Below are 18,803 nucleotides of genomic sequence, written 5' to 3'. Positions count from 1 at the left end.
GTGGAGCGAGCAGTCGATGAATAATAGTAGCGGTTGTAATCGCTAAATCAATATAAAATTAGCGATTACGGCCGCTCAATCGCTATCTGATTACACCTCCTGCAATTCCACCAGCTTGCGGTAGGCCCCGCCCCGCTCCAGCAGTTCTCCGTGGGTGCCCCGCTCGATGATGCGGCCGCGGTCGATCACGACGATCTGGTCGGCGTTCTGGATGGTGGATAGGCGGTGGGCAATAACTAGTGCCGTGCGCCCCTGCATGAGTCGTTGGAGTGCCTCCTGGACCAGGCGCTCGGATTCGCTATCGAGGGCCGAGGTGGCCTCGTCAAGAATGAGGATGTCGGGATTGCGCAGTACGGCGCGGGCGATGGTGAGCCGCTGTCGCTGCCCGCCGCTGAGTTTGCTGCCGCGGTCGCCGATGTTGGATTGGTACCCCCCGGCCATGGCGGCGATGAAATCGTGAGCGTTGGCGACCCGCGCAGCCTCCTCTACTTGCTGCGGCGAAACTCCCTGCATACCGAACACGATGTTGTTGTAGATCGTGTCGTTAAAGAGGATGGCTTCCTGGCTGACGATGCCGAAGCGGGAGCGCAGTTCATCTAGTTTGAAGTCCCGCAGGTTGCGGCCGTCGAGGGTGATGTGGCCGGAGGTGGGATCGTAGAAGCGGGGCAGCAGATCGGCGATGGTGCTCTTGCCACCGCCGCTGGCGCCCGCCAGGGCGACGGCCTTGCCCCGGGGGATTTCCAGGTCGATGTGCTGGAGGATTTCGGGGCCGTCGGGGCGGTAGCGGAAACCGACGTCGTGGAATTTGATGCCGGAGAAGGTCGGCTTTTCTCCTGAATGCGCTGTACCTGCGTTCCCGCCCAAATTTGGAGGCAGCGGGTCGACTGAAGTCGACGCTACTGGGGGCGGGTCGACTGAAGTCGACGTTATTAAAGGGTTTTTTACGTCGAGGACCGATTCGACCCTTTCCAGTGCGCCGAGCCCTTTTTGCACGTTGTACCACGCCTTGGAGAAATTCTTGGCGGGGTCGATCACCATGTAGAAGGCAAAGATGAAAGCGATGAAGGTGCCCGCCTCCATGGTGCCGGCGAAGACCTCCCGCGAACCGTACAGCAACAACAGCGCGACCGTAGCGATGCCCAGAAATTCCGTGAGGGGGCTCGAAAGATCGCGGCGCCAGAGCAGGCGGATCAGGCGGTGGCGGTAGGTATCGTTGATCTCCGCGAAGCGGCGGGACTGATACTCTTCGGCACCGAAACTTTTGATGATGCGCAGTCCGCCGAGGCTCTCCTCCGTGCGGCTGACGATCTCGCCAAGCGTTTCCTGCACCTCCCCACTGCTGCGCTTCAGTCGCTTGCCGATGCCGCCGATGACCACACCGGTGAAGACCATGAGGCCGAAGACAAAAAGGGTCAGGGATGGACTGACGATGATCATGAAGGTCAGCGAACCGATGATGATAAAAGGCTCGCGGAAAATGGCCTCCAGTACGTTGAGAATGCTGCTTTCCACCTCCTGTACGTCGCCGGTAATGCGACTGAGCAGGTTGCCCTTTCGCTCCTCGGTGAAGTAGCCGAGCGGGAGGTGGAGCAGGTGGCTGTACAACTCGTTGCGCAGGTCGCGGATGATGCCGTTGCGCACCGGCGACATGAAAAAAAGCGCCAGGTAGCGGAAGATGTTTTTGAGGAGGAAAGACAGCAGGATCAGTCCACACACGTATAGCAGGGCCCGTTCCCTACCCTGCTCCGTGATCCACTGGGTGACCAGGTAGCCACCGTACTGCTCCAGGTCGGCCAGGGAGTCGATCGTTTCGGGGGAGGTGGTTACCGGCTCCGTCTGTTCGAACAGCAGGTTAAAGAAGGGCTGGAAAATGGGAATGGACACGACGGTAAATACGGCCGTAAGAATGTTACACGCGATGGCCAGCGCCACGAGGCCGCGGTAGTTGCCCATGTAGCCGAGAAGTCGGCGGAAGGATTGCATGGGGCGAAGATACGAAGGGGGGGCAGGGATTGAGGGGGGAGAGGGGGTGAGGGATTGAGGGATTGAGGGATTGAAGGGGGTTACCTTTGACGGATGATTCAGATTCAATCTTCAACTTTTGATTTTCTGCGGCGGCTGGCGGAGAACAATGACCGGAACTGGTTTGCGGACCACCGTGGGGAATACGACGCAGCGCGGGAGAACGTGGCTGAGTTTTCGGATGCGCTGCTTGAGCGCTTGCGGGAAACCGACGTGATCAGTACGGAAAACGGGAAGAAGTCGCTCTTTCGGATTTATCGTGACGTGCGCTTTAGTAAGGATAAGCGGCCGTATAAAACCAATATTGCGGGGAGTTACACGCGGGATGGGCTGCAGCGGCGGGGCGGGTATTACTTTACCTTTTCTCCGGCGGAAAGTATGGTCGGTGGTGGCTTTTACGGTATTGAAAAAGAGGATCTGCGGCGTATTCGTCAGGAGTTAGGCGGGGACGCGGGTCCCATGCGGGAAATCCTGGGAGCGGAGCAATTTGGTAGGCTGTACGGTCACTTGCGGGGAGAACAGCTTAAGACGGCACCCCAGGGTTACGCTAAGGATCATCCGAACATCGACTTATTGCGGTACAAGCAGTTTTTTGCGGCGCGCAACTTCACGGAAGCTGAGGTGCTTGCCCCGGATTTTCTTGATCGCGCAACGGAAACCCTCATCGGGCTTCGCCCCTTTTTCGATTACTTCAGCGAGGTGCTCACCACCGACGCGAACGGGGAGAGCCTGATCGGGTAAGGCCCGGAGCAATCGCGCGATATATTGCGGCCCAATTCACTCCGCTATGGCCTACTCCCTACTTGTTGTTTCCGATTACCGCGACAGCCTCAATGCCGTGCGGCCGGAGGGCCGGTGGTTCGTGGAACTGTCGAGGAACTACGGTTACCGCATTTCGCTTATGACCCGTCGCGAGGGTGCCAACTACCTGGACGAACTGGAGGCGGCGGGCGTGCGCATCATCGACTGGCATCCGGAGTCTAAATTCGGCAAGGCCGATCGTGACCGCATTCGGGAGGAACTTCACCGGGGCGAATACAACATCATCCACCTGTTCAATAACAAGGCGATCGCCGCCGGCGTACGCGCCGCGAAGGGGTGGCCGGGGAAGGTGGTTACTTACCGGGGCTACACCGGGAACATTCACTGGTGGGATCCGGGGGCTTACCTGCAGCACCTGAATCCGCGGGTCGATCTCATTACCTGCGTGAGCGGGGCGGTGAAGGAAAGTTTTGATCGTCAAAGGTTCTTCGACGACCGCAAGACGGTGGTCGTAGGAAAGGGTCACGATCCGGCCTGGTACGCCGATGTGGAACCGCTGGATCTGCACCGCAGCTTCGACATCCCCGCGGATAAACTCGTGGTCATCATCCTGGCCAACGCCCGGCGGATGAAGGGGATGGATTACCTGGGCACGGCCATCCGGCGGCTTCCGGCGGAGTTGCCTATTCACTTTCTCTTCGTCGGCCGCGGACTGGAGACGACGGAGTTGCGGGTCGACCTGGCCGACAGTCCCTACCACGACGAGGAGGACTACACCTTCACCGGCTTTCGGGAGGATGCGCTTTCCCTGCTCGCCGCGGCGGACATTAGTTTGCTGCCCAGCGTCAAGGGGGAGGGGCTGAGTAAGGTATTGCTGGAAAGTATGTTCCTGGGCCGGCCTACCATCATGACCGACATTGGCGGCAACCGGGGTCTCGGCATCGACGGTGAGACGGCGCTGATCGTTACCGCCCGCGATGAGGATGCGCTGGTCGGGGCCATCACCCGGCTGGCGGAAGACGATGCATTGCGTAAGCGGCTGGGGCCGGCCGGACGGGCGTACATTACCGAGCACTACCGGGCGGAGCAGTCTGCCCGTGAGCTCGACGCGGCCTACCGGCGGGTCATGCAGGGGTGACGGGGAATGACGTTTCACATTTTGCAGTGCACGCCTTACCTTACCACAGCAAAACCACCATCAATGCAGTACCGCTATTTAACCTTACTCTTCCTGCCTGTTCTTCTGCTTTCTTGCGGAGGCGGCGAAGCCACCAGGGCCGACGATATGGCCACCCCGGAAGAGGTGATGACTTCCGCCGGAGAACCCATGATCGAGGGCAGCGGCGAATGGACCGACCTGCTCGCGGGCGACATCGGCGACAACTGGCACACCTACGGCAAGGACGCCCCGGGAGCCGCCTGGAAGGTCGACGACGAAGGCGCATTGTACCTCGACGCATCCAATAAGGGTGAGCACGGCGTCGTAGGCGGCGGCGACCTTGTCACCAACGAAAGCTACGATAATTACGAATTCGAACTCGACTGGAAGATCGGCGAGTGCGGCAACAGTGGCATCATTTACAACGTCATCGAGCACGACACCCTCCCCTACCCCTGGCTGTCCGGTCCCGAAATGCAGATCCTCGACAACTCTTGCCACCCCGACGCTGAGATCGTGACCCACCGCGCGGGCGACCTCTACGATATGATCACCGGCGAACCCGAGAACGTGAAGCCGGCCGGCGAGTGGAACTCCATCCGCCTGGTCGTGAAGGACGGCTACGTCGAGCACTGGCAGAACGGAGAGCGGATCGTCACCTACACCGGTGAGGGCGAGCCCTGGAAAGCGATGATCGCCGAGTCCAAATTTAAAGACTATCCTACCTTCGGATCTTCCACCTCCGGAAAGATCAGCCTGCAGGACCACGGCGACCCCGTTTGGTTCCGCAACATCCGCATCCGCGAGCTCAGCTCGAAGTAGACTTACCTCACTGCACCAAATATTTTAGATCATGCTTGTTGATTCACCTTCCGCCGGTAGCGTTTCCGGTATTCCCGCCAACCGCGACCGGCTCTTTCTTGCCGCCTGTGTCTCGCTGGTGGTTACTTCCATGACCTTCGCCATTCGGGCCGGCATCCTCACCGAACTCGGTACGACCTTCGAGCTCACCGGCCCCCAACTCGGCTGGGTAAACAGCATGGCCTTCCTCGGATTCCCCATCGCGATGGTCATCGGCGGACTCCTCTACAATAATATCGGTCCCCGGAATATGATGTGGACGGCCTTCGTGTGCCACCTCCTCGGTCTGATCCTGACCATTTACGCCGGCGACATCGGCCCCCTGAGCGGCTTCTGGGGTCTCATGATCTCAACCTTTTTCATTGGCTTCGCAAACGGATCGGTGGAAGCAGCCTGCAACCCGATGGTGGCGGACATGTACCCGGAGAAAAAGACGCAGATGCTCAACCGCTTTCACGTCTGGTTCCCCGGTGGCATCGTCATCGGCTCGCTGGTTGCCCGCTTCTTCGGCGAGGCCCTTGGCTGGCAGGGGCTCATCGCTACGATGTTTATCCCTACCATCATTTACGCGGTCCTGATTTTCGGACAGGAGTTCCCGAAGGCGAGCGCCATCAGCAACGACACGCGGGAAAACATCCGCAGCCTTGCCAGTCCCCTCTTCCTGTTCATCGTGGTCTGTATGACCCTTACGGCCACCACCGAATTCAGTACGACTCAGTGGGTCGAGAAGATCCTGGGCGCCAGCGGTGCCAGTCCGATGATCGTGCTGGCATTGGTTACGGGACTGATGGCCGTCGGTCGCTTCTTCGCCGGACCGATCGTGCACAACCTTAATCCTACGGGAGTACTGCTCATTAGCGCGGTACTGTCGACCATTGGCATTTACCTCCTGAGCACACTAACCGGCGGGTCGGTGTACTTCGGCGCCATCGTTTTTGCCCTCGGCATCTGCTACTTCTGGCCCACCATGATCGGATTTGTCGGAGAGTACATTCCCCAGACGGGTGCCCTCGGCATGTCGCTGGTGGGCGGTGCCGGCATGCTCGCCCTTGTAATTTGGAACCCAATCATCGGAGGCTGGCTCGACGACGCCAAGGCCACCGCCGAAGTTGCGGGTGCTACTGGACCCGAAGCGGACATCATCGCGGGACAGGCTACCCTATCCACCATGATGTGGTTCCCCATCATCCTCATCGTCCTATTTGCCGGCCTCTACATCTACATGAAGAACCGCCCGAAGGTGCATGCGGACGAGGCCATCCTCAATCCGGATGCCATGTCTACTCCCGGCTCCGCCCGGTAGTTTCTGCATAAGGCAGCTGTGGCGGGTCCGCAGGTGCAATGGAAATGCCTACTCCAATGCTTTTGGGGTGGGCATTTTTTTTGATCAAGGACGAGGCCCTCCGGGCCGACCCTGTACCGCCGGACTCTCCAGCGCGTAAATACTACGTTTGCGTACCTTCCTTTTCTTAGGGACAGACGACACGGGTCATAGAAAGTCACCGTCAAGCGGAAGACCGCTGAAACCACAACAACGCGCATGAAACACCAGAAAAACTTCCTCTTAATTTTGGTGACAACGCTGGCGCTGTTTGGCTGTCACATGCTCCGGGCACAGACAGTCGACATTGTACCCCGCCCTCAGGAAATTCTGATTGGCGAAGGGAGTTTTATGGTCGATGAGCAGGTCCAAATTGCCGCCTCCGCGAAAAGCAGGGAAACGGCCGTCATCCTGCAGAATTACATTGCTGAAATAACGGGATACCAGGTTGACATAGTTGAAGCTACGGGGCTGGGAAGTAACATTATCGGCTTCGAATTGGATGAAGAACTAGCGGAGGAGGCGTATCGGCTGGTGATCACAGACAAAGGGGTACTGATTCTCGCCGCGTCCGCTGCCGGTTGGTTTTATGGCGTACAGAGCTTGGTTCAGTTGTTCCCCGATCGTACGGATGTGCCGGAGCGCGTTTCCACCTTTCGGATCCCCGCCCTAACCATCAACGACGCACCCCGCTTTTCGTGGCGGGCGTTCATGCTCGATGAGGGGCGATTCTTTAAGGGGGCCGAGCAGGTAAAGCTTCTGCTTGATGAAATGGCCCACTTGAAGATGAACGTGTTTCACTGGCACTTGGTCGACGATCAGGGGTGGAGGATCGAAATCAAGAAATACCCACTACTCACCGAGATTGGTTCCAAACGCAAAAGCTCTCAGGTTGGGCCCCTAAAGTGGGAAAGCCCCATCCAGTCGGCGGAACCACACGAGGGATTCTATACGCAGGAGCAGATCAAAGAGATCGTAGCGTATGCGCAGAAGCGGCACATCACCGTCGTTCCCGAGATCGAGATGCCGGGACACTCGAGTGCGGCCATCGCCGCCTACCCGTGGTTGGGTACGGCCAAGAAGGAAATCGAGGTGCCGATCAGGTTTGGGGTCAGTGAGGATGTGTACGACGTCAGCGATCCGAAAGTAATTGAGTTCCTCACGGACGTGCTTGATGAGGTGATCGAGCTATTTCCTTCAGAGGTTATTCACATCGGTGGTGACGAGGTCAAATACACCCACTGGAACTCCTCAATCTCCGTCCAAGAGTACATGCAAGAAAACGGGCTGGTCACTCCCGCCGAATTGCAGGTTTTCTTCACGAACGGCATCTCCCAATATTTACAGCGCAAAGACCGCAGGATGATGGGCTGGAACGAGATCATGGGGCACCAACTTCACGACTACCAGGATGCGGCAAAGACCAAGTCCGATCAAAAGTTAGCGGAATCCACCGTCGTTCACTTCTGGAAGGGTGACCTGGAACTGGCCACCCAGGCAGCCGAGTCCGGTTTCGAGATCGTTAACTCGATCCACAGCAGTACTTACCTCGACTATAGCTATACCAGTATTCCCCTTTCCAAAGCCTACGCCTTCGACCCCGTTCCGGAAAATCTGGACCCCAGGTACAACGATAATATCATCGGCACCGGCTGCCAAATGTGGGGAGAATGGATCCCTACCGACGGTCAGATGCATTTCCTGGCTTTTCCGCGTATCGCCGCCTACGCCGAAGTAGGGTGGACGGAGGTGGAGAACAAGGATTTCGACGCCTTCAAAACAGCATTACCCCGACTGCAGCAGCGGTGGTCGCGCAAAGGGATTTATTATGCGCCGGACTCGGTGGTGGAAGGTGAATCGACCGCTAGCGAGTAAGGTGATGCCAAGGATGAGCCCTTCTAGGGCGACCCTGAGATGCGGGCGATACAGGGTCGGCGCAGAGCGCCTCATCCTTGAGACCGCCGCAAAGAGCACCGCCACGACGGGGCGCTATTTATTGGGCGGACTAACCATACTTGAGAAGATGAACCGCTTCATTGATTTCTTGAAGCAACTCTTTCTTGAAGAGGATAAACTGCCCCCTCATCTTTAACGAAAAACTGAATTTCTACTTCGTCTTCCTGAGTGATTTCAGCAATCATTTTATCACCGGCCCATATTTCTGCCACCAGATTTTCTCTATCTGGAACGCTCGCTATTTCGATAGTTATATTCATCATTCGATTAAGCTTATGAATGTTTTACGGTCGGCACTGAATCTTGCGCCTAGTCCGTTTGGTGCCCTTATCATATCGGTAACGATGATCACTCAACAAAAAAAGCCGCTCCCCCCATCCGGGAAAGCGGCTTTTCAGACTTCCGATGCGTTGCGGAGGCTGGACTGGTGCTTAATCCAGGCTACCCGCACGCTTACCGGCGGAGTAGTTGATCTTGAGCTGGTTGCTCTTGCGGAGCTTGGTCTTGACGTCCTGTACGATGCCCATGGTCACGTCGCCGTCGACACGTAGGGAGGAGGTGATGCGGGGGCGCTTGTTTTCGGGCAGTTTTACCTTATGCTGCTCGAGGAACAGGGGGATGTCATCGACGGTGGAGATCTTGTCGCCCAGTTGGATGCGGGGGGACGTTCCGTAGACCGACTGGTACTGTTGGGTGGGACGGCCGATGTAGATGTAGTTGACGAGAGATTTCTCGTCGAGTTTCGTGAGCTGGGTGGCTTCGGGGGTATTGACCTGCAATTTGAGGTCGGAGTCCCGGAGTACCGTTACCATCATGAAGAAGAAGAGCAACATGAAGATAATATCCGGCAGCGAGGCGGTGGAGATGGCGGGCGACGACTTACCGCGCTTCTTGCTAAACTTGGACATAGTAGCTGTATATTTTTTAGTTCGATGCTAGGGGCTAGATGATCCCGGTGAGCATTTTGGTGGGCGGCGGCCAGGATAGAGAGGGCCGGGCAGTTGAGACACTTACCCGGCCCTTCGATCTTGGTTTACTGCTCCTCACCGAAGTTGGTGGGTTCCGCTTCGGAAAGTACCATCGGTATTTCGTCGCGGATCGCCTTCCGCTGGGCGAAGGGCATTTCCTCGGAGTAGGGCTGTCCGTAGCGACGTTCTGACAACTCGTCCCAGAGTTCGTCGTAAGCGCCCTTTAGCTCGTTGTAGACGGCCAGGTAGGTATCGTAGTTGGTACCGCGGTCGTTCTTCAGCGAGATGATGGCGTTACGGGGTCCTTCAGCCAGGTCGGGACGCTTGGTGGGATTCATGATGAATTCCTTGGCGCGTTCGCGTAATTCGCCAATGCGGGCCGGCTCCTCGCGGACGAGCAGCTGGTTCTGTGCGTTAACGAGTACGGAGAATACGTTGCGCTCCTTGAGCCGCGTGATGTCGGGTTCTTCGTCGGACCAGGGTGGCAACTTCACGAGGATACCCTTGTCTTCAGCAATAGTGGTCGTGACCAGGAAGAAGATCAACAGGAGGAAGGCGATATCCGCCATCGAGCCTGCATTGATCTCGTTATTCATCCGGTCTCTCGTTTTGGTCTTTGCCATGGTCGTAGTCGGTTTGTAAATGTTACTTAAAGATACCGCGAATGCCGAACACTATAAGCGTCAGGAAGGCCAGGCCGAGCATGATGAGCGCGGTGAGGATTGACCCACTGATGAACTTCAGGTTACCGGGAGTAATGGTGGCTTCCTGAGAAGTTTCGAACTTGTTGATGGCGTTGAGGATCTCGGGGTCGGTTGGTTCTCCGTTGCCCATGGAATAACCGATGAACATGATGAGTACCAGACCGATGAGTCCGGCGATTCCCTTGAGCGAACCCTTGGGGTTACTGGCCATTTGGGTGATGCCGAAGATCAGCGCTACCACGAAAGCCAGGCCGGTCAACAACAGCGACACGTAGATGCCGAAGTCGAAGATGCTGGTGTCGTAGGCTTCGGGTGATTTATCGTTCTGCAGGAGCAGTTCCCGGGTAGTGGCGTCGGCCGAGAAGATCGCGGCCAGGAAGATAACGGTGATCAGCACTCCAATCCCGAAGGCCATCGCTTGGCCGTACTTGTTCAAAAATGAATACATAATTGATTGGATTTTGCGAGCGACCGATTAAAGCCGGGGACGGGTGAAGGTATTGTTGGTGGCCATAATGTCGACCAGTGCGATAGTGGCGTCCTCCATCTTGTTAACGATACCGTCGATCTTGTTGACGATGTAGTTGTACAGGATCTGCAGGATAATGGCGACAACCAGTCCGAATACCGTAGTCAGCAGGGCTACCTTAATACCACCGGCAACAACTGCGGGGCTCAGGTCACCTACCGTCTCGATGCGGTTAAAGGCCTGGATCATACCGATTACCGTACCCATAAATCCAAGCATGGGAGCAATGGCGATGAAGAGCGCGATCCACACGAGGCCGCGTTCCAGCAGGCCCATCTGTACCGAGCCGTAGCTCACGATGGCCTTTTCGACGGCATCAGGACCTTCGGCGCTGTGACGAAGTCCTTCGTACAGTACGCTGGCGGTGGGGCCGGGGGTAGACTTCGCGACTTCCTTCGCTCCCTCTACGTCGCCTGCTTCGAGGCGTTCGCCAATACGGGATAGCAGTTTGTCGGTGTTGGTGGAAGCGAGGTTGAGGGTGATGATCCGCTCAATACAGAACGCAAGACCGAGGATCAGACAGATGAGTACGATCGCCATGAAGCGCCAGTCCCCATCGATGAAGTTTTTCTTCAGAACCTGAAAGCCTTCGGATTCTTGTGCTGCCAGGTCCGCTGCGGAGAAGGCTACCAGCGAAAGAACCGCCAGTGGTTTAAATAGATGTCGCATAGCCGTATTTGAGGTTTGACGAAATTGTTTGCGTAATAATAAGATGATGACGACACGCATCCTGGCGTGAGGTACTGCGGAGAAGAAGGGATTCGAACCCTCGATACGGGGATACCGTATATACGCTTTCCAGGCGTACCTCTTCAACCACTCGAGCACTTCTCCTAATAAAATTCTTGTCAATGACGGCCGTCATCCATTGATGAAAGCCGGGAGTTGTGGTGAGTTGAGGGGGGTTACCGTATAAACGCGTTAGCCTGCGGCTGATCGTCGTTCCTCCTCTGAGTTCCAGGCGTACCTCTTCAACCACTCGAGCACTTCTCCTAATAAAATTCTTGTCAATATACCGCTTCTCCATTAAGAGGCGGGGCAGCGCCGTTCAGTCGGCCAGGGCCGCGGGCATAGACGCAAAAATTGTAAAAACGATCAACAAAACAAAATTTTTATCGGCCCCCGATGAAATAAGCAGCTGCCATTGGTCGTCTTTCTCTTCCCCTCAAGCTAAGACATTTTCCGCAAAGCGGTCAAGTTCAAACAGTTGCCGCGCATTCGCGGAGGTTATGTCTGCTACTTCCTTCACCGGCAATTCCCAGAGATCAGAAATTTTTTTCGCGATGTGGGTCAAATAAGACGTTTCGTTGCGCTTCCCCCGGTAGGGAGAGGGTGCAAGATATGGCGCGTCGGTCTCTAAAACGATTCGATCTTTGGCTACGGCCCTAATGACCGGATCCAGCCCCCCGTTTTTGAAGGTGGCTACCCCCCCGATTCCCAGGTAAAATCCGTAGTCCAGGGCCCGTCTTGCCTGTTCCTCATCCCCGGTAAAGCAGTGGAATACCCCACGCAGCCTTTTGTCCCCAATTTTTTCAATCAACTGCAGAAGTTCGTTCAGGGCCTCGCGGGCATGGATGCTGATGGGAAGTCCGTACTCGATCGCCCAGTGGCACTGCCGAAGGAAAGCGTCTTCCTGCTGTCTCCGGAAAGTTTTGTCCCAGTAAAGGTCCATGCCGATTTCACCGATCGCCACCCAACGACGCTCCTTGAGCCGGCGCTCTACCTCGGCCAGCTCCTCCTCGTAATCGGCCCCGACGCTGACGGGATGCAAGCCGATCATGGCCCGGCAGAAGTCCGGATGTCGGCTTTCGAGTTCCAACATCTGCTCGTGGGTGCTGCGATCGATGGCGGGCATTAGGGCCAGCCTTACCCCGGCTTCCCGCGCCCGCTGGAGCATTGCTTCACGATCCTCGGAGAACTTGTGGCTGTAAAGGTGGGTGTGGGTATCGATTAACATTTTGGGGAGGGTAACTGGGTGCCATACCTTTGCGACTATGGCTAAGAAGAAATTTTACGTCGTATGGATGGGCCATGTTCCCGGTGTCTACACCGACTGGAAATCCGCCAAGCAGCAGGTCGACGGCTACAAAGGTGCAAAGTATAAATCCTTTCCCGACCGCGGTCAGGCCGAAGCGGCCTTCAAAAACGGATTCGGCAGCTACATGAAGCAGGCGCTCTCCGCTTCTTCCGGAAATTCATCGCTCCCGCGTCCCCGCCAGAGTAGTTTTCCGACGACCGAAACGATCATCGGTAAAAGCATCAGCGTCGATGCCGCCTGCTCGGGCAACCCCGGTAGGATGGAATACCAGGGCGTCACCACCTCCGGTAAACGGCAGATATTCCACCGGGCCTTCCCGCTGGGCACCAACAATGTCGGCGAGTTTCTGGCCCTCGTACACGGGCTGGCATTCCTGCAAAAACAGCAACAACCCGACCTACCCATCTACACCGATTCAAAGATCGCCATGGGCTGGATCAGGAAGGGGAAGTGTAAGACCACCCTACCCCGGAACGCCAAAACCGAAGAGCTCTACGCCCTCATCGACCGCGGCGAACAGTGGCTACGCGACAACAAGATCACCAACCCCATCTATAAGTGGAAGACCGAAGTATGGGGCGAAATTCCAGCGGATTTCGGGCGAAAATAATCGTCCCGCCACACCACCAAAAAACAAAGTCTCCCGCCAAAGGCGACTACCAACAAGCCCACGAGCGAGACTAACCGCCGACGGCGACTACCAGCGAGACTGCGAGCGATACTAACCGCCAAAGACGACTACCAGCGAGCCTGCGAGCGAGACTAACCGCCGAAGGCGACTACCAGCAAGCCTGCGAGCGAGACTCCTACCCTCTCACAAATTTCATCCGGTACTTCAAATCAATGTCCCCCTTCCTGATCTTTTCGAGTTTGCGCTTGACCAGTCGTTTCTTCAAGGGTTTGAGCATTTCGGTGAAGAGAATGCCTTCGATGTGGTCGTATTCGTGCTGGACGACGCGGGCGTTCATGCCGTTGAAGGTGCGGGTATGGGTGTCAAAGTTTTCGTCCTGGAACCGGATGGTGACTTCCTCGGGACGGTCGACGTCTCCGGTGATGTCGGGGATGCTGAGGCAGCCTTCTCCGTAGCTCCAGTCGTCGCCGGCTTCTTCGAGGATTTCGGCGTTGATGAAGACCTGGTGGATGCCTTCCTCCTCCTTCCCTTCCTCCTGCATGGGTCGGCTATCGATGACGAACAGGCGGATGCTCCGTCCGACCTGGGGCGCGGCCAGGCCTACCCCATTGGCTTCCTCCATGGTTTCCCACATATCGGAGATGAGCTGCGCCAGATCCGGATAGTCCGGCGTAATGGGTTGGGCGACTTTTTTTAGTACGGGCTGGCCGTAAGCGTAGATCGGTAAGATCATCTATTTCAATTTGCACTTGAGTACACGAGTGGACCGGGGCAAGTTTACCTTCTTTCCTCCAAAAAATCCTGCAGAATGATGGCAGCCGCAATGCGGTCGACCTGCGTTTTGTCGCGCCGTTTCTTTTTCTTCATTCCCATGGCCAGCATGCTTTCCCGGGCACGGCGACTGGTGTTGAATTCGTCCTGGCGGTGGATGGCAATGCCCGGAAAGCGTTTCCGAAATTTGCGCTCGAAACCGACGATCTCCGTTTGAATCGGATTGGTACTCCCATCCAGCGCCCGGGATTCACCGACGACCAGGTCACTGACCTCTTCCACCTGCAGGTAATTTTCCAACCAGTCGAACAGCTTTCCGGTCGGAACGGTTTCGAGGCCGCTGGCAATGATCTGCAGGGGATCGGTGGCCGCGACGCCGCACTTTTTAATTCCGTAATCGATGGCTAGAATGCGCATGGCCCGAAGTTAGGTGGTTTCGACTTCGAGCACTTCCGTTTCGGATTCCTCGTGGCTGAATCGGTTGGCAAACCGACGAATGCCCCGGCGGGATTTGTACATCAGCCACATCATGACGGGTACGACCACTAGGGTGAGGAAGGTAGCGAATACGAGTCCGTAGATGACGGTCCAGGCCATCGGTCCCCAAATAGCGGTATTGTCGCCGCCGATAAAGAGCCGGCCGTCCCAGTTCGCGATGAAGCTGAAAAAGTCGAAGTTGAACCCAACGGCCAGCGGAATAAGCCCCAGCACGGTGGTGATGGCCGTCAGCAGTACCGGGCGTAAACGGGTCGCCCCGCCCTCGATGATGGCCGCGCGGATGTCGCTGAGTTCCAGCTCGGAGATCTTGTCCAGCCCCTGCTCCTCCACCTTTTCCTGCATGAGCAGCGTGGTGTAGTCGATCAGTACGATGGCGTTGTTCACGACCACCCCCGCAAGCGAGATGATGCCCACGCCGGTGAAGACCACGGAAAAGGTGCCGCCGAAGAAGAAGTAGCCCAGCAGTACCCCGATGGTAGAGAGAATTACCGAAGTAAGAATGATGAAGGGGGAGCTGATGCTGTTGAACTGGGCCACGATGATGATGAAGATCAGGAAGAGCGCGAAGACGAAGGCCCCGAGCAAAAATCCGACGTCCTCCTGCTGTTGCTGCTGCTCGCCGGTGAACTCGTACTCGAATCCCTGGGGCAGGTCGTAATCCTGCAGGGCGGCGTCGATCTCGGGAATGATGTCGTTGGCGACGTACCCTTCGAGCAGGTTGGAACTGATGGTGATGACGCGGTCGAGGTCCTTGCGCTTGATGGAGCTGTAGGTGGAACTGTAGTCCACGCTGGCTACCGTACTGATTGGCACCTGCGTGATGCGGCCGGTAGCGGGGTCACGGAAGGTGATGCGCTGGTTGAGCAGGTTCTCCACCTTGTTGCGGTCCCGTTCGTTGAGGCGGATGTAGATCGGGTACTCGTCTTCCCCGAGTTTGTACTTGCTGATCTCCTTACCGTAGACGGAAGTGCGGAGGGCGGAAGCGATTTGGAAAGTCGATAGCCCGTACCGCCGCGCGGCCTGCCGGTCGACCTTCACGAGCAACTCCGGTTTGCCGATCTTAATGTCGGCGCTCAGTTGTTCGATACCGGGGATGCCCTGGAGGTTGATGTAATTAATAACGTCGTCCCCGAGGGTTACCAGCCGGTCAATGTCTTCTCCGCTGATCTCAAGGTTGATGGGCTTGCCGGTTGCGGGTCCGTTGGCGTTCTGGTCGACGCTTACCTTGACGCCGGGCAGTCCCCGGACCGTCTGCCTGATTTCTTCCAGGATGGTGCGCGTGCTTACGTCCCCCCGGTCCCGGAAGGGAACGAAGCTGACGGTGATCCGCGCCTTATTTGGCGTAAAACCCGGTTCGGGCGGGGTATTGGGGTCGGAAGTGTTCTCACCGATCTGGGTAAGGACGGCCTCCACGATGTCGTCGTAGGGTTCGAGCAGGTCCAGGATGCGGGTTTCCAGGACCTTGGTCACTTCATCCGTGGCGCCGATGTCGGAACCGAGGGGCAGTTCCACGAAGGCATTCACGTAAAGGGGGTCGGCGGAGGGGAAAAACTCGATCTGTGGAGGGAATAGAACGGTAAGTACGAGCGACAGCACGAGCAAACCGACGGTACCCACGATCATCGACTTGCTGAAGCGCAGGGCAAAACCGATGAAGCGGTCGTACTTTTTTTCCAGCCAGGGCAGGAAGCGGTCCTGGAACACGAAGGAACCCGGCCGCAGCAGGAAAAAGTAAACCAGGGTCACCACCGAAGCAATGACCATCAGGTTGAACAGCCAGGCGGCGCCCAGCAGCAAGCCGATCAGTCCGATGACCATCATGGCGCCGGCGGTGATGAGGGTCGACCGCACCTTGCGCCGACGGCCGGCCGCCGATACGGCCCGTTTGTCTACCCGCATCAACCGGCTCGCCAGCACGGGATTAATGATGAGGGCTACGATAAGCGATGACAGCAGGACCAGGATCAGCGTAATCGGAAAGTACTTCATGAACTCCCCTACAATACCCGGCCAGATGGCCAGCGGCATGAAGGCGGCCAGAGTAGTCGCGGTGGAAGCAATGATGGGCCAGGCCACCTCGCCCGCGCCGTACTTTGCCGCCCGGTCGGACACTTCGCCCAGCTGCATGTACCGGTAAATATTTTCAACGATTACGATGCCGTTATCGACGAGCAAGCCCAGCGCCAGGATGAGGGCGAACAGCACCACGATGTTGAGGGTAACGCCGCTGAGCCAGATCCAAAGGATGCCCATGAGCATGGACAATGGAATGGCGATGCCCACGAACAGGGCGTTGCGTAGGCCCAGAAAGAAAAGCAGGACGACGACCACCAGGATTACCCCGGATATGATGCTGTTCTCCAGGTTGTCGACCTCGCTGCGGGTGTTGTCCGACTGGTCGTTGAAGTAAGTGATGCTCAGGTCGTCCGGGAGTTGTTGCTTCACCCGCGCTACCGTTTCGTTGACGCCGTCCGAGGTACTCAGAAGGTTTTCGCCGGAGCGTTTGATCACGTCGAGACTGATCACCGGCAGGCCGTCGGCCCGGGCGATACTCTTGGGATCCTCGTAGCCGAAGGTAACCTCAGCGATATCGCGCAGGTACACCAGCCGCTGGTTCTCGTTTTTGACGATGGTACCGGACAGTTCTTCGGCGTCACTGAATTCACCCACGACGCGGATGGCCCGGCGAACGCCGTTGTTGACGATCTCTCCGCCCGACAGCGTAAGGTTCTCCCCCGTAATGGCGTTCTCAATGTCCTGAAAGCTGATCTGCAGGCTTTCCATTTTACGCACGTCGACCGCGATCTCGATCTCGCGCTCCTGGATTCCCTTCAGGTTTACGGCGCTTACGCCGTCGACGTTCTCGATCTCGTCCTCCATGAGTTCGGCGTAGCGCCGCAGCTCTTCCGGGGGGAAGTCGCCGCTCATATTAATGGTTACGATGGGGAATTTGGAGAGGTTGATCTCCAGTACCGTGGGGTCGGTGTCGAGGTCGGTGGGCAGTTCCGCCTTGGCGATGTCTACCGCGTCCTTGACGCGGCGCAGGGCATCGTCGAAGTCTTCGTCGGAGTTGAACTCGACCGTGATGACGCTGAAATCCTGGATGCTGGTCGACCGGATCACCTTCACGCCGTCGACGCCCTGGAGTTCCTTTTCCAGGGGGCGGGTGACGAGACTCTCAATGTCGGCGGCCGAGTTGCCGAAGTAGGGCGTGTTAATGTAGACCTGGGGCAGCTCGACTTCGGGGAACTGCTCCTTCGGGACCTGCTCGTAGGCGTACAGACCGAAGATCAGGATCATGATCGCCAGCAGGAAGACGCTGGTGCCGTTGTCGACCGCTAAGTTGGTGAGCCCGAAGGTCCGTTTCTGCTGGTTCGCCATTATTTGGTCGGATTGTCGGTGGTGCCAGTCTGTACGGGCGATTGGCTGAGGGCGATCGGCTGTCCGTCGGTGAGTCCGCGGCTGCCGCTGGTGATGATCCGCGCGCCGGCGTCCAGGCCACTCTCGATCACGGCCCGGTTGTTGTAGTTCCGGCCGGTGCGCACGTACGTTTTGCGCGCCACCAGCTCACCATCGACCTCCTGGGCGGTAAACACGTAGCGCTGGCCATCGACGTCCTGCTGGATTTGGTCCTGGCTCACGACGATCAGGTCCTGGGCTTCGAAGTCGAGCACCTCTACTTCCGCCAGGAGGTTGGCCTTTAGTTGGCTCACGTACTGCCGCGGTACGTCCACTTCGATTTCGAAGGTGCGGTTGGCGGGATCTACGGTGCGCCCGATACGGCTGACCGGGGCATTGAATTCCAGGTTCAGGGCGGGAACCTTCACCTTTACTTGCTGGCGCAGTTTCACCTTGGTGAGCAGGTCTTCGGGGGCGTCGGCCACTACGTCCAGGTCGTTGGTGTTGATGATCGAGAGAATCGGTGCGCCGGGCATGGCACTTTCCCCGGTACGCATCATTACCTGTTCTACGGTACCGCTGAGGGGGGCGTAGACGTTGCGTTTGTTGGCCTGCACGTCGATGCTCTTCAGCTGCTGCTGCAGCCGCTCGTAGTTGTTCTTGGCCTGCAGGTACTGAATTTCCGAGCCGATGTTTTGGTCCCAAAGTTTCTGCTGCCGTTCGTAGATGGTCTTGGCCAGACTGGCGGCGGTTTCCAGTTCCGCGCGTTGGGTCTCGGTACCTTCTACGTCGAGGGTAGCGACGAGCTGTCCCTTGCGGATCGGGTCGCCCTCTTCAAAGTTCATCCGCAGGATTCGGCCGGGAATTTCCGGACTGGCCACCGCACTTTCCGAAGCCCGGACGGTAGCCTGTACCTCGGCAAAGTTGGAAAAGCTGCTGGGGGCCACGGTTTCGTAGGCCACCAGGGTGGCGTTGGGGGCGAAGGAGGGATCCACTTCCGCCAGCTTCACTTCCAGGTCTTCCACTTCCTTGGTGAGGGTGCGTAGTTCGGCGCGGCGGGTGCGCAGCGCTTCCTGGATTTCCTCCGCCGTTTCCGGGTTCGTTTCTTCCGGGGCGGGACCGCAGGTGCTGAGCAACAGGGTAAAGAGCAATGAAACCGAGAAGTATCTCATGATGGTATGGTG

General features: G+C 57.4%; 17 protein-coding genes and 1 tRNA gene. 6 read left to right on the top strand and 12 right to left on the bottom strand.

Translation table 11 applies throughout. The annotated features are described in order from the left end of the window. Positions 1-90 precede the first annotated feature (90 nt). Complete coding sequence (locus GGR28_RS13135; protein WP_183496259.1) at positions 91-1,983, bottom strand: ABC transporter ATP-binding protein; 1,893 nt, start codon at positions 1,981-1,983, stop codon at positions 91-93. Positions 1,984-2,076: 93 nt separating this feature from the next. On the opposite strand from GGR28_RS13135, the gene GGR28_RS13130 reads away from it, so the two are divergent. The 5 genes from GGR28_RS13130 to GGR28_RS13110 all read left to right on the top strand — a co-directional run bounded on the left by GGR28_RS13130 (position 2,077) and on the right by GGR28_RS13110 (position 8,000). Next, the gene (locus tag GGR28_RS13130; protein WP_183496258.1) at positions 2,077-2,763 is read left to right on the top strand and encodes a DUF2461 domain-containing protein; all 687 of its coding nucleotides are present in this window, start codon (positions 2,077-2,079) and stop codon (positions 2,761-2,763) included. 46 nt (positions 2,764-2,809) lie between these two features. Beyond that, on the top strand, positions 2,810-3,922 hold the full coding sequence (locus GGR28_RS13125) for a glycosyltransferase family 4 protein (RefSeq protein ID WP_183496257.1): 1,113 nt from the start codon (positions 2,810-2,812) through the stop codon (positions 3,920-3,922). 63 nt (positions 3,923-3,985) lie between these two features. Beyond that, positions 3,986-4,765 carry a 3-keto-disaccharide hydrolase gene (locus tag GGR28_RS13120; protein ID WP_183496256.1) on the top strand — a complete coding sequence of 260 codons (780 nt, stop codon included), beginning with the start codon at positions 3,986-3,988 and terminating at the stop codon, positions 4,763-4,765. Between the two features lie 31 nt (positions 4,766-4,796). Beyond that, positions 4,797-6,107: an MFS transporter gene (locus tag GGR28_RS13115; RefSeq protein ID WP_183496255.1), complete on the top strand. Its 1,311-nt coding sequence runs from the start codon at positions 4,797-4,799 to the stop codon at positions 6,105-6,107. A 237-nt stretch (positions 6,108-6,344) separates the two neighbouring features. Next, a complete protein-coding gene (locus GGR28_RS13110) occupies positions 6,345-8,000 on the top strand; it encodes a beta-N-acetylhexosaminidase (RefSeq protein ID WP_221233883.1) in 1,656 nt (551 codons plus the stop codon). 158 nt (positions 8,001-8,158) lie between these two features. On the opposite strand, the gene GGR28_RS13105 is transcribed toward GGR28_RS13110, so the two are convergent. The 7 genes from GGR28_RS13105 to GGR28_RS13075 form a co-directional block, all read right to left on the bottom strand. Then, complete coding sequence (locus GGR28_RS13105; protein WP_183496254.1) at positions 8,159-8,344, bottom strand: hypothetical protein; 186 nt, start codon at positions 8,342-8,344, stop codon at positions 8,159-8,161. Between the two features lie 168 nt (positions 8,345-8,512). After that, positions 8,513-8,989 carry an ExbD/TolR family protein gene (locus GGR28_RS13100; RefSeq protein ID WP_183496253.1) on the bottom strand — a complete coding sequence of 159 codons (477 nt, stop codon included), beginning with the start codon at positions 8,987-8,989 and terminating at the stop codon, positions 8,513-8,515. A 125-nt stretch (positions 8,990-9,114) separates the two neighbouring features. After that, entirely contained in the window at positions 9,115-9,672 is a 558-nt protein-coding gene (locus GGR28_RS13095) for an ExbD/TolR family protein (RefSeq protein ID WP_183496252.1), read from the bottom strand. Positions 9,673-9,694: 22 nt separating this feature from the next. Further along, complete coding sequence (locus tag GGR28_RS13090; protein WP_183496251.1) at positions 9,695-10,201, bottom strand: hypothetical protein; 507 nt, start codon at positions 10,199-10,201, stop codon at positions 9,695-9,697. A gap of 27 nt (positions 10,202-10,228) precedes the next feature. Then, the gene (locus tag GGR28_RS13085) at positions 10,229-10,951 is read right to left on the bottom strand and encodes a MotA/TolQ/ExbB proton channel family protein (RefSeq protein ID WP_183496250.1); all 723 of its coding nucleotides are present in this window, start codon (positions 10,949-10,951) and stop codon (positions 10,229-10,231) included. A gap of 77 nt (positions 10,952-11,028) precedes the next feature. After that, positions 11,029-11,116, bottom strand: a tRNA-Ser gene (locus GGR28_RS13080). A 331-nt stretch (positions 11,117-11,447) separates the two neighbouring features. Continuing rightward, positions 11,448-12,239 carry a TatD family hydrolase gene (locus GGR28_RS13075; protein ID WP_183496249.1) on the bottom strand — a complete coding sequence of 264 codons (792 nt, stop codon included), beginning with the start codon at positions 12,237-12,239 and terminating at the stop codon, positions 11,448-11,450. A 37-nt stretch (positions 12,240-12,276) separates the two neighbouring features. Between GGR28_RS13075 and GGR28_RS13070 the strand changes: the two genes are divergently transcribed. Next, positions 12,277-12,930, top strand: a complete 654-nt coding sequence (locus tag GGR28_RS13070) for a ribonuclease H1 domain-containing protein (RefSeq protein ID WP_183496248.1) — start codon at positions 12,277-12,279, stop codon at positions 12,928-12,930. A gap of 196 nt (positions 12,931-13,126) precedes the next feature. On the opposite strand, the gene def is transcribed toward GGR28_RS13070, so the two are convergent. From def to GGR28_RS13050, 4 genes are read right to left on the bottom strand one after another with little or no spacing between them, the layout of a single operon-like run. After that, positions 13,127-13,684, bottom strand: coding sequence for a peptide deformylase (gene def / locus GGR28_RS13065; RefSeq protein ID WP_183496247.1), 558 nt, complete (start codon positions 13,682-13,684; stop codon positions 13,127-13,129). A 44-nt stretch (positions 13,685-13,728) separates the two neighbouring features. Beyond that, positions 13,729-14,139 (bottom strand): Holliday junction resolvase RuvX, encoded by a 411-nt coding sequence (gene ruvX, locus GGR28_RS13060; RefSeq protein ID WP_183496246.1) that lies wholly within the window; start codon positions 14,137-14,139, stop codon positions 13,729-13,731. A gap of 9 nt (positions 14,140-14,148) precedes the next feature. Continuing rightward, positions 14,149-17,601, bottom strand: a complete 3,453-nt coding sequence (locus GGR28_RS13055; protein ID WP_183496245.1) for an efflux RND transporter permease subunit — start codon at positions 17,599-17,601, stop codon at positions 14,149-14,151. Beyond that, complete coding sequence (locus tag GGR28_RS13050; protein WP_183496244.1) at positions 17,601-18,791, bottom strand: efflux RND transporter periplasmic adaptor subunit; 1,191 nt, start codon at positions 18,789-18,791, stop codon at positions 17,601-17,603. The genes GGR28_RS13055 and GGR28_RS13050 overlap by 1 nt, the downstream gene beginning before the upstream one ends. Between the last annotated feature and the right edge of the window lie 12 nt (positions 18,792-18,803).

The organism is Neolewinella aquimaris, from assembly GCF_014197245.1.
Taxonomy (GTDB): domain Bacteria; phylum Bacteroidota; class Bacteroidia; order Chitinophagales; family Saprospiraceae; genus Neolewinella; species Neolewinella aquimaris.
The sequence above is the reverse complement of the archived record's forward strand: the minus strand, read 5'-3'. Positions and strand labels throughout refer to the sequence as shown.

What these genes read in the sequence shown, in the direction of transcription:
- GGR28_RS13135 (WP_183496259.1), bottom strand. Translation starts at nt 1,983, where the DNA reads ATGCAATCCTTCCGCCGACTTCTCGGCTACATGGGCAACTACCGCGGC.
- GGR28_RS13130 (WP_183496258.1), top strand. Translation starts at nt 2,077, where the DNA reads ATGATTCAGATTCAATCTTCAACTTTTGATTTTCTGCGGCGGCTGGCG.
- GGR28_RS13125 (WP_183496257.1), top strand. Translation starts at nt 2,810, where the DNA reads ATGGCCTACTCCCTACTTGTTGTTTCCGATTACCGCGACAGCCTCAAT.
- GGR28_RS13120 (WP_183496256.1), top strand. Translation starts at nt 3,986, where the DNA reads ATGCAGTACCGCTATTTAACCTTACTCTTCCTGCCTGTTCTTCTGCTT.
- GGR28_RS13115 (WP_183496255.1), top strand. Translation starts at nt 4,797, where the DNA reads ATGCTTGTTGATTCACCTTCCGCCGGTAGCGTTTCCGGTATTCCCGCC.
- GGR28_RS13110 (WP_221233883.1), top strand. Translation starts at nt 6,345, where the DNA reads ATGAAACACCAGAAAAACTTCCTCTTAATTTTGGTGACAACGCTGGCG.
- GGR28_RS13105 (WP_183496254.1), bottom strand. Translation starts at nt 8,344, where the DNA reads ATGATGAATATAACTATCGAAATAGCGAGCGTTCCAGATAGAGAAAAT.
- GGR28_RS13100 (WP_183496253.1), bottom strand. Translation starts at nt 8,989, where the DNA reads ATGTCCAAGTTTAGCAAGAAGCGCGGTAAGTCGTCGCCCGCCATCTCC.
- GGR28_RS13095 (WP_183496252.1), bottom strand. Translation starts at nt 9,672, where the DNA reads ATGGCAAAGACCAAAACGAGAGACCGGATGAATAACGAGATCAATGCA.
- GGR28_RS13090 (WP_183496251.1), bottom strand. Translation starts at nt 10,201, where the DNA reads ATGTATTCATTTTTGAACAAGTACGGCCAAGCGATGGCCTTCGGGATT.
- GGR28_RS13085 (WP_183496250.1), bottom strand. Translation starts at nt 10,951, where the DNA reads ATGCGACATCTATTTAAACCACTGGCGGTTCTTTCGCTGGTAGCCTTC.
- GGR28_RS13075 (WP_183496249.1), bottom strand. Translation starts at nt 12,239, where the DNA reads ATGTTAATCGATACCCACACCCACCTTTACAGCCACAAGTTCTCCGAG.
- GGR28_RS13070 (WP_183496248.1), top strand. Translation starts at nt 12,277, where the DNA reads ATGGCTAAGAAGAAATTTTACGTCGTATGGATGGGCCATGTTCCCGGT.
- def (WP_183496247.1), bottom strand. Translation starts at nt 13,684, where the DNA reads ATGATCTTACCGATCTACGCTTACGGCCAGCCCGTACTAAAAAAAGTC.
- ruvX (WP_183496246.1), bottom strand. Translation starts at nt 14,139, where the DNA reads ATGCGCATTCTAGCCATCGATTACGGAATTAAAAAGTGCGGCGTCGCG.
- GGR28_RS13055 (WP_183496245.1), bottom strand. Translation starts at nt 17,601, where the DNA reads ATGGCGAACCAGCAGAAACGGACCTTCGGGCTCACCAACTTAGCGGTC.
- GGR28_RS13050 (WP_183496244.1), bottom strand. Translation starts at nt 18,791, where the DNA reads ATGAGATACTTCTCGGTTTCATTGCTCTTTACCCTGTTGCTCAGCACC.